The sequence below is a fragment of the Amycolatopsis orientalis DSM 43388 genome (genome assembly GCF_000411975.1).
Taxonomy (GTDB): Bacteria; Actinomycetota; Actinomycetes; order Mycobacteriales; family Pseudonocardiaceae; genus Amycolatopsis; species Amycolatopsis orientalis_D.
The window spans coordinates 1-14,138 of the sequence record NZ_ASXG01000015.1 but is presented as its reverse complement, the minus strand read 5'-3'; the positions used below and the strand labels follow the sequence as shown (position 1 = coordinate 14,138).

15 protein-coding genes are annotated in these 14,138 nt (G+C 68.2%); 2 read left to right on the top strand and 13 right to left on the bottom strand.

Going from position 1 to position 14,138, the window contains the following annotated elements:
• The first annotated feature begins 34 nt into the window (after positions 1 to 34).
• Positions 35 to 2,470: an endonuclease/exonuclease/phosphatase family protein gene (locus L942_RS01530; RefSeq protein ID WP_037353880.1), complete on the top strand. Its 2,436-nt coding sequence runs from the start codon at positions 35 to 37 to the stop codon at positions 2,468 to 2,470.
• A gap of 34 nt (positions 2,471 to 2,504) precedes the next feature.
• Here L942_RS01530 and L942_RS01525 read toward each other — a convergent pair whose 3' ends face one another.
• From L942_RS01525 to L942_RS42645, 13 genes are all read right to left on the bottom strand, one after another.
• The gene (locus L942_RS01525) at positions 2,505 to 3,221 is read right to left on the bottom strand and encodes a DinB family protein (RefSeq protein WP_037354361.1); all 717 of its coding nucleotides are present in this window, start codon (positions 3,219 to 3,221) and stop codon (positions 2,505 to 2,507) included.
• A gap of 55 nt (positions 3,222 to 3,276) precedes the next feature.
• Complete coding sequence (locus L942_RS01520) at positions 3,277 to 3,621, bottom strand: hypothetical protein (RefSeq protein WP_440201289.1); 345 nt, start codon at positions 3,619 to 3,621, stop codon at positions 3,277 to 3,279.
• Between the two features lie 23 nt (positions 3,622 to 3,644).
• The gene (locus tag L942_RS01515) at positions 3,645 to 6,395 is read right to left on the bottom strand and encodes an FtsK/SpoIIIE domain-containing protein (protein WP_037353874.1); all 2,751 of its coding nucleotides are present in this window, start codon (positions 6,393 to 6,395) and stop codon (positions 3,645 to 3,647) included.
• 7 nt (positions 6,396 to 6,402) lie between these two features.
• A complete protein-coding gene (locus L942_RS01510) occupies positions 6,403 to 6,651 on the bottom strand; it encodes a hypothetical protein (RefSeq protein WP_009084637.1) in 249 nt (82 codons plus the stop codon).
• 5 nt (positions 6,652 to 6,656) lie between these two features.
• Positions 6,657 to 6,917, bottom strand: coding sequence for a hypothetical protein (locus L942_RS01505; protein ID WP_009084635.1), 261 nt, complete (start codon positions 6,915 to 6,917; stop codon positions 6,657 to 6,659).
• A gap of 371 nt (positions 6,918 to 7,288) precedes the next feature.
• Entirely contained in the window at positions 7,289 to 7,666 is a 378-nt protein-coding gene (locus L942_RS01500) for a nuclear transport factor 2 family protein (RefSeq protein WP_037353870.1), read from the bottom strand.
• Positions 7,667 to 7,970: 304 nt separating this feature from the next.
• Entirely contained in the window at positions 7,971 to 8,723 is a 753-nt protein-coding gene (locus L942_RS01495; RefSeq protein WP_037353868.1) for an ESX secretion-associated protein EspG, read from the bottom strand.
• 9 nt (positions 8,724 to 8,732) lie between these two features.
• Positions 8,733 to 8,906 carry a hypothetical protein gene (locus L942_RS44095; RefSeq protein WP_158684401.1) on the bottom strand — a complete coding sequence of 58 codons (174 nt, stop codon included), beginning with the start codon at positions 8,904 to 8,906 and terminating at the stop codon, positions 8,733 to 8,735.
• A 1,222-nt stretch (positions 8,907 to 10,128) separates the two neighbouring features.
• Complete coding sequence (locus L942_RS01485) at positions 10,129 to 10,752, bottom strand: DUF3558 domain-containing protein (protein WP_235078861.1); 624 nt, start codon at positions 10,750 to 10,752, stop codon at positions 10,129 to 10,131.
• Positions 10,753 to 10,766: 14 nt separating this feature from the next.
• Positions 10,767 to 11,243 carry a hypothetical protein gene (locus L942_RS41835; protein ID WP_051165657.1) on the bottom strand — a complete coding sequence of 159 codons (477 nt, stop codon included), beginning with the start codon at positions 11,241 to 11,243 and terminating at the stop codon, positions 10,767 to 10,769.
• 125 nt (positions 11,244 to 11,368) lie between these two features.
• On the bottom strand, positions 11,369 to 11,716 hold the full coding sequence (locus L942_RS01475; RefSeq protein ID WP_037353865.1) for a hypothetical protein: 348 nt from the start codon (positions 11,714 to 11,716) through the stop codon (positions 11,369 to 11,371).
• A gap of 23 nt (positions 11,717 to 11,739) precedes the next feature.
• Complete coding sequence (locus L942_RS01470) at positions 11,740 to 12,675, bottom strand: NAD(P)-dependent oxidoreductase (protein ID WP_037353863.1); 936 nt, start codon at positions 12,673 to 12,675, stop codon at positions 11,740 to 11,742.
• Positions 12,672 to 13,532 (bottom strand): GntR family transcriptional regulator, encoded by an 861-nt coding sequence (locus tag L942_RS42645; protein ID WP_081654900.1) that lies wholly within the window; start codon positions 13,530 to 13,532, stop codon positions 12,672 to 12,674. The genes L942_RS01470 and L942_RS42645 overlap by 4 nt, the downstream gene beginning before the upstream one ends.
• 293 nt (positions 13,533 to 13,825) lie before the next feature.
• On the opposite strand from L942_RS42645, the gene L942_RS01465 reads away from it, so the two are divergent.
• Positions 13,826 to 14,035: a hypothetical protein gene (locus L942_RS01465; protein ID WP_158684400.1), complete on the top strand. Its 210-nt coding sequence runs from the start codon at positions 13,826 to 13,828 to the stop codon at positions 14,033 to 14,035.
• Positions 14,036 to 14,138 lie beyond the last annotated feature (103 nt).

The following is a 14,138-nucleotide window of genomic DNA, read 5'->3' as shown; positions in this document are numbered from 1 at the left end:
CAGCGCCGGTGGGGCAAGACTGACCAGAGGCGCGATGGTGGCCTCGGCCGCTGCTCTCGCGTTGGGCGGACTGGCCGCGCCCGCTTCGGCGGCGCCGAGCGCGGACGCCCTGATCGCCGAGGTCTACGGCGGTGGCGGCAATTCCGGCGCCACGCTGACCAACGACTTCATCGAGCTGGCCAACCACGGCGGCGCGCCGGTCGCGCTCGACGGGTACAGCGTCCAGTACCTGCCTGCTTCGGCGAGCGCATCGAGCAAGTGGCAGGTCACGCCGCTCGCCGGGGCGGTCGCGCCGAAGGGCCGCTACCTCGTCGCGGAGGGGAAGGGGAACGGCGGCACGGTCGCGCTGCCGACGCCCGACGCGACTGGCGGCATCGCGATGTCCGCGACTGCCGGCACCGTCGCGCTCGTGTCCGACAGCGCGCCGCTGACCTGCAAGACCGCCGCCGACTGCCTGGCCGACAGCCGTGTCAAGGACCTCGTCGGTTTCGGCGATGCCGTTGTCCGCGAAGGAACCCCGGCCGCCGCGGCATCCAACACGACATCCGTCGCGCGGGCGGCGACGCTCGCCGACACCGACAACAACAGCGCGGACTTCACCGTCGGCGACCCGACGCCCACCAACACCAAGGGCGAGACCCCCGGCACCCAGCCGGGCGAACCCGGGGTGCCGGCGAAGATCCACGACATCCAGGGCACCACGCGGATTTCGCCGTTCAAGGACAAGCAGGTCGAGGACGTCACCGGCATCGTCACCGCGGTGCGGAGCTTCGGCTCGGCGCGCGGGTTCTGGATCACCGACCCGCATCCGGACAGCGACCCGCGCACCAGCGAGGGCCTGTTCGTGTTCACCGGATCGACCGCCCCGGACGTGGCGGTCGGCGACGCGATCACCGCGAAGGGCAAGGTCAAGGAGTACTACCCGGACGCGCCCGCGACCTCGAACTACCAGTCGCTGACCGAGCTGACCAGTGCACAGTGGACGGTCGACTCGCAGGGGAATCCGCTGCCCGCGCCGACGGTGCTGACACCGGACCAGGTGCCGGACGTGCTGGCCCCCAACGCGGGCGGCAACATCGAGCCGCTGCCGCTGGAGCCGGCGAAGTACGCGCTGGACTTCTGGGAGTCGCACGAAAGCGAGACCGTCCAGGTTTCCGACGCGCGCGTGGTCGGCCCGAGCAACAAGTACGGCGAGCTGTACGTGACCACGAAACCGCAGCAGAACCAGACTCCGCGCGGCGGCACTGTTTACCTCGGCTACGACAAGATCAACACTGGCGTGCTGAAGGTCCAGTCGATCATCCCGTCCGCGCAGCAGGCGGCTCCGAAGGTCAACACCGGAGACGTGCTTACCGGGGTCACCTCCGGTCCGGTCGAGTACAGCAACTACGGCGGGTACACGCTGTTCGCGTCCAAGCTGGGCGCGGCCAAGGACAACAAGCTGCAGAAGGAAACCACGCGCAAGCAGCGTCCGGGCGAGCTTTCGGTGGCGACCTACAACGTCGAGAACCTCGCACCGTCCGATTCGGACACCAAGTACGCGCAGCTCGCGCACGGCATCGTCGACAACCTCGCGACGCCGGACATCGTCACCCTGGAAGAAATCCAGGACAACAGCGGGGCGACCGACGACGGCACGGTCGACGCCGACGCGACTCTGAAGAAGTTCACCGACGCGGTCGTGGCCGCGGGCGGCCCGCAGTACCAGTGGCGGCAGATCAACCCGGTGAACGACGAGGACGGCGGACAGCCGGGCGGCAACATCCGCGTCGGCTTCCTGTTCAACCCGGCCCGGGTGTCCTTTGTGGATCGTCCGGGTGGCGGCCCGACCTCTTCGGTGGGCGTGGTTTCCGAGCACGGCAAGGCACACCTGACGCAGTCGCCGGGCCGGGTCGACCCGGGCAACGAGGCGTGGGAGGACAGCCGCAAGCCGCTGGCCGGGGAGTTCGTGTTCCGCGGCCGCACCGTTTTCGTGCTGGCCAACCACTTCAACTCGAAGGGCGGCGACCAGCCGACGCACGGCCGTTACCAGCCGCCGACGCGCAGCTCCGAGGTGCAGCGGCAGAAGCAGGCGACCGTGCTGCAGGGCTTTGTGGCGCAGCTGCTCAACGCGGACCCGCGGGCGAACGTCGTGGTGGCCGGCGACCTGAACGACTACCAGTTCTCGCCCGCGCTGGCGAAGCTGACGGCGGGCGGGTTGCTGAAGGACCTGATCTCGACGCTGCCGCCGGCCGAGCGCTACAGCTACGTGTTCGAGGGGCAGTCGCAGGTGCTCGACCACATCCTGGCCTCGGCCGCTCCGCGCGGCGTGGACTACGACGTGGTGCATGTCAACGCCGAGTTCGCGGACCAGGCGAGCGACCACGACCCGCAGGTGGTGCGGTTCCGTCCGTCGGCGGGGAATCCGTTCGCGGACTTCGCCAACGACCTGCTCGACCAGTTCGACCGGTTGCTGCAGCGCACGGCGTAGCTGATTGTCCGTGAGGGGAACCGCCGGGTTCCCCTCACGGCTTTTCGCCTTCGATCAGGTCGAGATCGCGCACGCAGAAGCCGTGGTGCTCGAAGGTCTCGTTGAGCACCGTGCCAAGACATCGCCGCACGGAGCGGCCGCGGGCGTACGGCGGCCAGACATCGTCTTCGGGCACCGGCGCTGGCGCTGCGAGCTCTGCCGCGGTGACTTCGTCGAGCCAAGCCTCCAGTTCGGCGGTCTGCGCGGCGCGCACTCGCACGATCTCGTCGAGAGACGGGTCGAGCGAGAGGTCCAGCCCGTGCGCTTCCCGGTAGGGCTCGACGTCCGGTCCGATGCCCATCGGCGTGAACAGCTCCGTCGAGCCAAGACAGCAGCGACGGAACCACGAGTCGTGGACGAAGACCAGATGGCGCAACGTCTGCGCGGCTGACCACTCGTCGTTCACCCTGCGGCTCTCGATGCCGGGGGCGCGGCGGATTCGTTCGATCGTGGCGGCCCAGCCGGCGTGCAGCTGCCGTGCTGCTTCGCGCAGGTCGGCGAGGTCATCGGAGCGGATCAGCACCCGCACCGGATACCGCCGGTCCAGCTCCGCCTCGACGTACTCGGTCACCTCGACCCCGTTCACCACGAGGTTGGTGACGAGCCCGTCGATCACGGCGTCTTGCATGACGACGCCGATCAGGCGCGCCCCGGTCAGATCGCACTCGCGGAACTCCGCGCCGTGCAGGTCCTCGTCGACATATCTTGGCATGCTTCGCATGCTAGGACCGACCACCGACAAAACTGGCTCGCCGGCGAAAACCAGGTCAGCGTTTAGCCCGCCACCCCAGCCCCAGCACCGCCTGGACCAGCTCCTGGTAACTCGGCTTGACTTCTTCCAGATACCGTTCCAAATACTGCGGACGCGCGGTGGTGACCGGCTGCGGATCGTCCAGCACCTCGACGAAACTCAGCCGGGACACGTTGTGCAGCGCCATCTTCCACCAGCGGTTCGCGCGTTCGCGGGTCTTCTCCTCCTGATCGCGCGCGGCGGCGACCGCGGCGTGCGCGTCCGCCAGCAGCCGTTCGATTTCTTCCGCTCGGGCCAGTTCCCACGCGCGCAGGTTGTCCGCCGAACCGCGGGCCCGGCCGACGATTTCCTTGTACCGCATGGCGGGGCTGGGGGTTCCCTCGGTCACGGCATGCCTCCCGCGGTCGGCTCGGTTTCCGGGCGCTGGAACGGAATGATGACTTCCGGCGCCCCGTGCGTGGTGCGGTCGAAGAACAAGGCCCGGCCTGGCCGCGGCGACCAGTGCACGACCTGGCCCGCGGCGAACGGCGACAGTTCGTTGCCCTGGACGTCCAGGGCGGCCCAGGTGCCGATGTCGTCCGTGCCGCCGAAGCCGAGGGTGTCCTTGAGCCGCGCGACGCTGCGCCACCATCCGATGAGGTGCACGCCGTGGGACGGACCGTTTTTCAGCAGCGTCCGCAGATGGTCGAGGCCGCTCTTCAGCTGCCCGACGGCTTTGGCTTCCAACGACGGCAGCGCCGCGTCCACCCCGTACAGCAGGAGAATGCGCGGCATCGTCGTGTCGAGCGATTCGACGATGGTCTCCAGTTCGGCGGACAGGTTGTCGGTCAGCGTCGCGAGATGTCCATCGGCGACTAGCCGGTCCTTGAGATCCAGGACGGCGGACGAACTCGCTTCGATCGGGCAATGCAGCAGGAACTCGACCTCGCCTTCCTTCATCTGCTTGGAAAGCGAACGCGCAGCGGAGTCCATAATGGACAGCGCCTCCGCGGTCGCGCCGCCGAGCACCGCGACGTTCCGGCCGGGTACGCGAGGCAACTCCACCCCGCAGGCGGCCTCGGTGACGTCGATCGACTGGCCAAGGATCGCTCGCGGCTGAGGGCTCGGCTTGAGTTCCAGATAGGCCGGGAACTGTTCCAGGATTGGCGAATGCGCACCGTCGAACAGGCGGGGCCGGGTGAATCGGCCGGCGTAGAGTTCCCAGAGTTTCTGCTGCAGGTTAACGAATACGTTGCGCGTGCTCGCGTCCGGGACATGCGCGAGCTGGTTGCCGTGCGCGACCCCGGAATCGTGGTTGATCACCGCGTGCCACTTCGGTGCGGAGACGGCCGCGTTGTTCGTCTCCGCGAGCACCCGCCGCGCCTTCGGCATCGCGATCCGCAGCGTGCACTGTTCGAACACCGCGGGCTTGCCCCAGAACGCCTCGATCCCCGCGACGTCCTGGCTGGCCAGCACCAGGTGAATGCCTTGGGATCGACCCCGGCGCGCGATGTCTTCCAGCAATTGCGTGGCCTGCGCGGTCACCTGGTCGCGTCCGGCGAACAGGTACTGGAATTCGTCGATCACCGCGACGATCCGCGGCCAGTGCCCGCCCGGATCCTGTTCCCGCAGGTCGGCCAGGTTCGTGACCTCGTGTTCCTTGGCCGCGGCGGAACGGCGGCGCAATTCGTCGGCGAGGAAACGCAGCAGCGCCAACCCGAATTCGCGGTCGGTGTTGACGTTGACCCCGACCAGTTTCGCGTGCGGCAGCCAGCTGGAGTCCTTGCGCCCGGGCGCGAGACCGGCGAACGAGACGCCTTCCTTGAAGTCCAGCAGATACAACGCCAGCTCGTCGGGCGAGTAACGCGCGGCGAGACTGCCCAGCAACGCGTACAGGAAATTCGTTTTCCCCGAACCGCTCGGTCCGCCGATGAGCGCGTGCGGGCTCGCGTCGCCGATCACCACTTCGACGGCTTCGCCCTCGTGGAACCCGATCGGCGCGCGCAGCTCGCGCGCGGAACTCTCCTGGCCGATCTCGGCGGGCATCAGGTCGGCGAACGACCGCGGGCCGCCCTGTTTGGCGATCAGCGCTTCGGCGATCCGGTTCGCCGCGCGGATGACCTGCCCGGACGGCAGCGGCGGATCCAGGTCCACCACCAGGTCGCTGCCGGTCATGCTGCTGACCGCGCGGCGTTCGTCCAGCAGGCTGAGCGTTTCGATCGACGCGCTCACCGCGGTGGGCACGTCCACCAGGATCAGGCAGATCCCGGCCGCGAGCGCGCCGCTGGCCACGCGTTTGAGGTCGCGCGCGCGTTCCGCGTCGAGGGTTTCTCCGTTGCCGTACAGCACCGCGATCCGATACGGCTCCAGGCGCTGCCCGGTGGCTTTTCGCAGTTCCCGCAACGAGGTGTGGCCCGCCTGCATGCCGGTGGCGTGGATCCGGCGGATGTGCCCGGCGAGTTCGTCGAGCAGATCCTCCAGCCGCGTCGGGTCGTACAGCGACAGCGCGCTCGTGCGGCTGAGCGGGTACAGGTCCGGCAGGATCGCGGTGAGCTGCCCGACGTCCCACAGGTGGATTTTCACCGCGCCGGGCTCGAACGCCGACAGCACGCGCATCAGCAGGCCCTGCACGATCCCGTCCACCACCGGCCGCGTTTTCGGCGCGGACGTGATGGCCAGGTGCGATTCGTCCAGCAACGGCACGGCGACGTCGAACGTGCGCGAGATGTCGCGGCCGGCCGCGGTGGCCGAGCCGACCCGCCACAGCCCGGGCGCGGTGACGCCGGGATTCGTGCCGACGCGGCCGAGCCATTCGCTCGGCGGCCGTCCGGCCGGGCCCGGCGCGTGCGCGGCGACGAGGTCGCGCAGCTCGCCGGGCCCGGCGCTCCAGTCGGTGTAGAAGGCGGCGCGGGTGCCGCCGAGCGCGGCGAACACCTCGTGCGCCGCCGGATGCCGGGCCCACTCCGTCTGCTGGGCCGGATCGGCGTGGTCCATGCCGACCCGGACGATCTCCTGTTCCAGCGTCAGCCGCGCCACCTCGGCCTCGGCCATTTCGCGCGCGCCGGCCGCGGCCCCGAGCACGAGCCCGATCTGGTGCCGGACCCGGTCGAGGGCGGTTTGCACACGATTGCGTTGCTCGGCTGCCTTGCTGGCCATCTCATCCCTACAGGCGTGACTGGTATCCGCCCACTAAATCGTCGGCGGCGGCTAAACGGGTGAGGAGATGCTCGAGCGCCTCGTCGGCCTGCGCCAATTGCCCGGGCAGCCACGGATCTGCCTTGGCCTGCGCGTCGACGAGTGCGCGCCGGGCGTCGCCGAGCAGAGTCCTCGCCCGCTCGGCGTGCGCCCGTCCGTCGCCGACCCCCGCTCGCGCGGCGGTGAGCAACTGGTGGATTTCGGCGAGCCCGGACATCGGCGTTAAAGCCGCGCCGAGTAGGAATCGGCCGACGAGATGCCGGCCTGGATGGTGCTCTGCATCCCGGTGATTCCCTGCAGCGCCTCGGCGAGCAGGCCGTGCGCCTGGTTCACCTCGTGCTGGCTGCTGCCCTGGGTGGCTTGGGACAGCGACAGCTGTGCTTCTTCGAGCGCCTGCGCTGCCTGCTGCAGCGCGGCGATGCTCGCGGACGCCTTCTCGTTCGCGAGCGCGATACCAGCGCGGATCTCTTCCACTCCGGCCATGGGGGCGGGCTCCTCGGTACGTCAGGGGCTGGAACGACCACGTACAAACTTAGCGTGATCAAGTGTTTTCGGTAAGTAAGTGGGAACGGGAGAATCGACAAAGCCCCGGACGCGATCGGCAGTCCGGGGCCTGTCGGGCGACTGGCCAGTGGTGCGCACGCGGGGCCCGAAACCCGCGTTCCAGCCTGGTGACCTGCGGGTTCTCGTGGCGCGTGCGACGGCCGACGCCCAGGTCAAAACGGTATTCGTGACACCGGGGAACCTCTCCGGACGGCTGCGATGAAGTCTGCGGCGAAGCCTAGCGGGTAGGGCCGTTCGGCCGATCCCAGCCCCTGCCGCCGGTCGCGGGCAGCGACCGCCCGCCGCCCGGTTCAGCGAGCGCCGGCCGGATTCGGGTCGTCGCCGAGGTACGTGCCGTAGCCCTCGACGACGAGCGGGCCGTCGAAGACCAGGACCTCGTTGACCAGCCCGCCCTTCTGGTTGCGGTAGTTGATGACGAGCGCGTCCAGCCCGGCGTAGACGCCGAGGACCTCGAAGCGGAGATCGGGAATCCGGCGCAGCCCCTCGGCCCAGTACGCGCGCAGCGCCTCCTTGCCGCGGATCACCCCGTCGCCGCCGATCACCTGGACCGCGACCGGGGACCGGAAGGTCACGTCGTCGGCGAAGTGGGTCATCAGGGCGTCGAGGTCGTGGGCGTTCCAGGCCTTGGCCCAGTGGTCGGCGAATTCTTGAGCTGCGCGGTGGTCCATGCCTGGATTGTGCCAGCGGATTATCGTTGCCAGCCAAGGGATTTGCCGCGGAACGCCGAAGGTCCCGGCCTCTGAGAAGCCGGGACCTTCGGATTACCGCTGCGGAGGATACAGGATTCGAACCTGCGAGGGCGTGAACCCAACACGCTTTCCAAGTCTGCTCGTGGGTGTTCACTGGGGGCCCCGGATTGCGGAGGTGCAGGTCAGCGCGCCGTCCGCCGGTCGGGGGACCTGGGTGAACCGGGGCGAATGAGACTAGAAATGAGACTAGGCCCAAAGCCGAGGTTGGCTCCTGTTGGTGTTGTCAGGTCAGTCCGGTGAGGGTGAGGTTGAGTGCGTCGGTGAGGTTGGTGCGGTCGCCGGGGCACATGACGGCTTCTTGACCGCCGCTGCCGTCGGTGCTGGTGAAGGCGAGGACGCGTCCGGTTCGGGCGAGGTCGTAGACGGTGAGCGGCGTGCTGCGGGTGCGGTCGCTGCCCTTGCGTGTGGCTGCGTAGAGCTTGTGTACGCCGATGCGTTCGGTGCGGGTGAGGTGGCGGATCTGGTCGGCGTGCCCGGAGGCTTCCGAGAGCGGGTCCGCGTCGCGGCCGTCGAGGTAGGCCATGGGCACGCGGAGGCGGCCGATCCTGGCCGGGCCGTAGTCGGGCAGGGTTGCGGCCAGGCTGGCTGCCAGCTCGTGGGGCGGGATCGGGTCGAGCTGGATCGAGCGGTGGTCGGTGATCAGCCGGACGGCGTTGCGGCCTGCGGAGGCGACGAGCACGGCGCCGTTGTCGCCAGGGCGGTTGGGGAACGCGGACCAGGAGTACAGCTCCCTTTCCGGTGCTGCGAGCAGTTCCAGCGTGGCCCGGAACGGCGCGGTCAGCCGCCCGTCCGGTGTCGCCAGCCGCACGCTCTCGAACCGGGACAGCGTGCGCTGCTCCAGTTCGCGCGAGAAGTCCGCGGTCGCGTAGGTGGTGTCCGGGTCGATCACCGCTGGGAGCGTGCCCTCGCCGAGATGGTTCCACGCGACGAAGAACGCCGGGCGCGGGATGCGCACCGGTCTGTCGAGGATCGTCATCGTGGTGTCTCAGCCGCCGATGGTCGGGGGCGTGGGCGGGAGCCCGGTGCGCGGGTCGCGCAACCGTCCGTCCTCGTCGTCGGTGATGTCGAACGCGGAATCGTCCTCCAGCCCGTAGCGGCGCTGGTGCTCCTTGTCCTCCTCGCCCTTGCCCTTGCCGCCTCCGGCACCCATGCCGCCCATGCCTGCCGACCCCTTGGCCCCGGCCGCGCCCCGGGCTGCCGCAGCGTTGGCACCACCACGTCCCGCCGCCTGTTCGCCCGCACCAGACCCAGTCCCGGAGCCCGCGCCGATGCCCGCGGAACCGCCTGCCCGGCCGCCCAGGCTCCCGCCCGAACCGCCTCCCGGAGAGCCGCCGCCTGGGCCGAACCCGCCGGTCGGACCGAACCCGCCGACCAGCCCCGGCGACCACGAATTCCCGCCACCAGGCCCGCCACCGACCGGAACCGACGGCGAGGGACCCCAACCTGGCCCCACTGTCCGGCCCGGGTCCGGCGGCGTCCACCCGGCCGTGGTCGTGCCGTCGCCTGTCCCGGGTCCGGTCCCAACCGGATGGTTCGGCGGCTGGTAGGTCGGTGGGTGGCTGCTCGAACCGGGAGAGACCGCGGTACCGCCGGGATAGCTCGGCGTGAACGCGCTCGACGGGCCGCCGCCCGTGCTCGCAGGACCGAATCCGGACCGGGAGTGGCCGTTGGGTCCGTGCCCGTCGTCCGGGCCGCCCGTCTTGTCCGTGCCGGGCTGGGAGAGGGTCACGTCACCGTCGAACCCGCTGAGCTGGCCGTAGTCGGTCTTGAGGCTTTGCCCNNGCTTTGCCCGCTGGTCTGGGCGTGCTGGGTGTACCCGTGGTACTTGTCGAGGTTGTCCTGGGCTGTCTTGTTGTACTGGTTGATCTGGTCCTCGGTGTCGGTGTTCCACCAGGTCGCCTCGTCCCAGAGGTTCTTGTGCGGCGGAGCACCCGGCATCGGCTGCAAGCTCTGCTTCATCGCGTCGAACCCGTGCGCGAGATCGGTCAGGTTCTGCCCGTTGCCGGTGTAAGTCTGCGCGGCGGCCGTGGTCGCGTCGGCGAACGGCTTGATCCGCGCCTGCGCGGCATCGGCACCGCCGCCAGTCCACGCCGCTTCGAGACCGGCGCTCAACTGCTGCACCCAGGCACCAGCCTGGTCATGTTTGCCCGCCAAACCAGTGGCCCGCTGGGCACCCTGGTGCCAGCTTTGCGCGCCCTGGCTGGCCAGGACCTTCGCCACCAGCTCCGGTGCCGGGACCGCCTGGTCGCCGAGGTTGCCGTGGTAGAGGTCGTCGAACCAGTGGCCCACGTCGCTGGCCCGGTCCCCGACCCAATCCGCAGCGTCTTCCAGCGCCCCGCCCACCGCTTTGGCCGCGTCGCCGAGGACTTCGAAAAACCCCATCACGCACCCGCCTTGCGCTTCAGGTTCGAAACCACCGTGTCCGCTACCCGTGCCGACAAATCGCAAGGATCGACCTTGCCCATCTTGGACTCGCCGGGAGTCAATCCCACGTCGACCGTCAGCTCGTCCGAGATGCCCACGCTCACCTGGCATAAACCATTCCGGATGCTGGTCTCGGCGTCGTCTGTCGAAAACGCGATCGCGGGGAACCCCTGAATCGGGGGAAGGACCCGCCACACCTTGGCTCGCGGTTTCGAGTTCTGATACAGCCCGCTGAGCCCGTGGCGCGGCTGCGTCGCGTAGAAGACCGACAACCCGGCGCCGGAGTCGATGTTGGCCCACCTGCACTTGGGGCCGATGCCAGCGAGAGTGTCCGGCTTGCCTTGCGGCACCATGCCGAAGATCTCATCGAGCTGGCCCGAGGTGAGCGCTTCCTGACAGGGCTGCCCGGACAGCACCGACTCGGGCAACGGGTGCTCCACCTTCGGGGCCCCGCTGTGCGGCAGACCCGCCGCAGCCGACGACGACGACGCTGCTGGCGGAGCAGTCGCCGGAGGAGCCGCCGAGCCGCCGGAACAGCCCGCAGCAACCAGCGCGACCGTAGCCGCTCCGAAGACAGTCATGAGCATGCGGCGCGTCATCCTGCGTACCCCCCGCCCTGCTTGCCCGCGTTCTTTACGTCGTCCGTGGCCTGCTCATCCGACGACTCGATGATCCCCAACGCTTGCTCCAGGCGCTTCACCAGCTCATTGGCGTAGGCGAATTCCTGCTTGACCTGGTCCTCGCCCGTGACGAACGCGCCTTTCGGTTCGCCCTCGTTGACCAAGAGCTTGTTGTAGTTGTTGCTGGTCGGCTCGTCGGCCGGAGACGTCAACTGGGTCAGATCATTTGCGTCTTGGCGCATGTCGGCGAAGTGTTCGCGGACGGTTTTGGCCAGTTTGAGCATGGCCTGTGCGTCGTCGCGGCTCATGGTGAATCCCTGGCCGCTCGGCGCGCCGCCCCCGCCCGACGAACCGCCCATCGCGGCGCCGGCCGCGTCCCCGGCGCTGAACGCGTCGCCGATGTTGAAGTACAGCCCGTCGAGCCATCCCGGCTGCTGTGCAGGTTGAGACACTGCGGTTACCCCTCCGATGACCTACGCCCGCCTTGTGGGCAGTTGTCCCGCCTGTGGACACTTGCCTACAGGCACCGTAGCGGACCGGTCACGCTCGGGTGGTCACTTCGCTGGAAAGGGTTCCGTCACTCCGTGCCGTGTTCCCGGGGCAGCAGCTCACTATGACGTCGAGTCATCGCCTCGTACTCGACCCAGGCTCGGGAATTGTCCGGCCCGCCAGCTGCCATCATCTCGTCGTAGGCGAGGGCCTGCGCGGCCATCACATCGGCCACCTGCCCCATCGTCTGCCGCATGCGGACCGCATCGGCACGCATGTCGGCCGGGTACGGTGCGCCGCACTTGGCCATCATGTCGAACAGGCCGATCAACCTGGCTTGCGAGTCGACGGCCTGCCGCGCCCACAGCGAGTGCTGGCGGTAGTAGTCGCCGTACCCCAGTTCCGCGCCGTCTCCGGAATCGCTTGGTCGGTCCATTCCTCCACGCTAGCGTTCTCCGGTCAGCTCTGACGACGGTTCGTGGCGTTGGGCGGCACCTCGCCCGCGAGGAACGCACGCACTTGCTCGACCGCCACTTCGTAGCACAGCGCGTTCGTTCCGGGGACGGTGCGCGCCGAGTGGGGGCTGATGATGACCCCGTGGCAGCTCCACAGCGGGTGGTCGGCTGGCAGGGGCTCCGGTTCCGTGACGTCGAGCGCAGCGCGGAGCCGCCCCGACTGGACTTCCGACACAAGGGCATCCGTGTCCACGATCTTGCCGCGCCCCGCGTTGACGAGGAGAGCCCCATCATCCATCGCGGCCAGGAAGCTCTTGTCGACCAGGTTCAACGTGCTGTCATTGAGCGGTGCCGTGATTACCACGATCTGATGGCCGCCGATCAGGTCCGGAAGCTCGGCGACGCCGTGCACCCCCGGGCGTGACTTGCTTGCCACCAGCGTCGGACGTGCCCCGAACGCCTCGAATAGCTTCGCCGCGGCGTTGCCGATGGCACCTGCGCCGATGACCAGGACCCTCTTGCCTCGAAGTGTGTCCGCGTCGAATCGACGGTGCGCCCAAACGTGTTCGTCCTGAAAGCGTACGAGAGCGGGCCATTGCCTGTACTGGGCGAGCGCCGCGGAGATGATCCACTCGGACACGGGTGCGGCATGCCCGCCCCGGGCACTTGCCAGCGTGACCCTCGCAGGTACGGCCGCTTCCCACTCGTCGGTCCCCGCCGACAGAAGTTGCACCATCTTCAAGCGCGGCATTTGCGCCATGAGTGGCATTGGCCGGGGTGTGCCCCGATACGGCGGCACGAATATGTCGGCCAGTCGTTGGTTGTCGTCCAGCTCCGTGGCAGTGGGGTCGTACGGCACGACCTCGACAGATTCGAGTTGGCCGAACAACTGGTGCCCGACCAGGTCATCGGTTTCGACACTGACGAGAACTTTAGTCATCGGTTATCTTGGCTTTCTGATAGAACTTGCGAAATCAGGTTGGCTGCTTGTTCTTGAAGAGGGCTGCTGGACGCCGAGTTGTCGATTACGACGTGCGGCACGGGTGGCCGTAAATCCAAGTTGATTCCGGATATGTACTCGTCCCAGTTTGCAAGCTTGTGCGCGTCGCGAGCCGCCCCTCGGTGACGCACGTACGTGTGCATGGTCTCCGCGTCGCAGAAAACCCAGACAAACGTCGGTGTCGCACCCATGCTTTGGCATGTTGCCTGCATCCTACTAACCCACGCGGAATCTGAGAACTCACGAATAAACGGCGCAGTGACAATGGCACTGTTTCCGCATTGCACGTTCTCGGTCATTGCACTAGAAAGTGCCTCATATTCGCGGGGGCGGATCTTATCGACGTATACCGTCGATTCCCGGTCATTCGGCGACTCGCCCAGCAGCTCTAGGGCGGCCTCGACCACTGGCCGGGTGAGGGTGTCCTTGTCCAGCATCGGCCAGCCGGTGCCACGGGCGATAACGCGCCCGAGTTCCGTCTTGCCGCTGCCCGCATAGCCGCCGACAAAGATCACGCGTGGCGACGTCGGCTTCGGGAGCGCCGCCGACGTTACATGCGGCGCGTGGACCACCCTGCCAGCGCGAGGCTTGCTCACCACAAGACCTTCCTTGATCAGGGCATCCATCGCCTCATTGATGGTGAACGGGCTCACGTTCCACTCCGCCGCAAGCTCACGTGTCGACGGGAGCTGCTGACCATCGCGGAGACGCCCAGCTTCGATGTCGTTGCGGATGTTGCGGGCTACCTGCTGGTGCAACGGTTCCGAACGCTGCACTCCCGAGCGTGGCCGTGACATGTCTGGCGGCTCCCTAATGGCAGTGAACGGCAGATCATCTGATTTGCCGACGCGGCAGACAATACCATCTGTTTGGTTGCGTTGTCGCTGGTCAAGATCACATTGGTGCTCCATTCGGGTGAAACCAGTTGGTTGGCCTGCATATCAACTGTTAGCTTCGTGGTGTTCCACAGCACACCAACCGAGAGGGACCCACGATGAGGACCGCACGAGCCATCACCCGCGAAGCTCAGGCCGTCGTTGACGGGTTGGGTGAGGGTGTTTCCGCAATTGAGGGCTACTGCCCTGACGGCTTGGACGAGTCGGCTATCGACGCGCTGATCGCGTCGGTCGATGCGGAGCTGGCCGCCACCGAGGACGCCGCGGCCGTCCGGGTGCAGCACTCGTTCACCGACGTCCGCCGGGCGCACCGGATCCGTCGCCGGGTCGAGGGCGTGACGTTGCGGACGGTGCCGGGCCGGTTCGAGGCCGCCGCCGGTGAGCCGATGGGGGAGGCCGCGTAATGGCCGACCTGCGCTCGTTGACCAGCTCATTTGACCCCGGCGCGGCGGCTCACTCCGCCAAGAACGCGCCTGCCGCGCCGGGTCTCGCCAACCAGCCTTCTGA

Bases quoted from the DNA above. Each gene is read 5' to 3' on its own strand.
- L942_RS01530 (WP_037353880.1), top strand. From the start codon at position 35: ATGGTGGCCTCGGCCGCTGCTCTCGCGTTGGGCGGACTGGCCGCGCCC.
- L942_RS01525 (WP_037354361.1), bottom strand. From the start codon at position 3,221: ATGCCAAGATATGTCGACGAGGACCTGCACGGCGCGGAGTTCCGCGAG.
- L942_RS01520 (WP_440201289.1), bottom strand. From the start codon at position 3,621: ATGCGGTACAAGGAAATCGTCGGCCGGGCCCGCGGTTCGGCGGACAAC.
- L942_RS01515 (WP_037353874.1), bottom strand. From the start codon at position 6,395: ATGGCCAGCAAGGCAGCCGAGCAACGCAATCGTGTGCAAACCGCCCTC.
- L942_RS01510 (WP_009084637.1), bottom strand. From the start codon at position 6,651: ATGTCCGGGCTCGCCGAAATCCACCAGTTGCTCACCGCCGCGCGAGCG.
- L942_RS01505 (WP_009084635.1), bottom strand. From the start codon at position 6,917: ATGGCCGGAGTGGAAGAGATCCGCGCTGGTATCGCGCTCGCGAACGAG.
- L942_RS01500 (WP_037353870.1), bottom strand. From the start codon at position 7,666: ATGGACCACCGCGCAGCTCAAGAATTCGCCGACCACTGGGCCAAGGCC.
- L942_RS01495 (WP_037353868.1), bottom strand. From the start codon at position 8,723: ATGACGATCCTCGACAGACCGGTGCGCATCCCGCGCCCGGCGTTCTTC.
- L942_RS44095 (WP_158684401.1), bottom strand. From the start codon at position 8,906: ATGGGCGGCATGGGTGCCGGAGGCGGCAAGGGCAAGGGCGAGGAGGAC.
- L942_RS01485 (WP_235078861.1), bottom strand. From the start codon at position 10,752: ATGACTGTCTTCGGAGCGGCTACGGTCGCGCTGGTTGCTGCGGGCTGT.
- L942_RS01475 (WP_037353865.1), bottom strand. From the start codon at position 11,716: ATGGACCGACCAAGCGATTCCGGAGACGGCGCGGAACTGGGGTACGGC.
- L942_RS01470 (WP_037353863.1), bottom strand. From the start codon at position 12,675: ATGACTAAAGTTCTCGTCAGTGTCGAAACCGATGACCTGGTCGGGCAC.
- L942_RS42645 (WP_081654900.1), bottom strand. From the start codon at position 13,532: ATGTCACGGCCACGCTCGGGAGTGCAGCGTTCGGAACCGTTGCACCAG.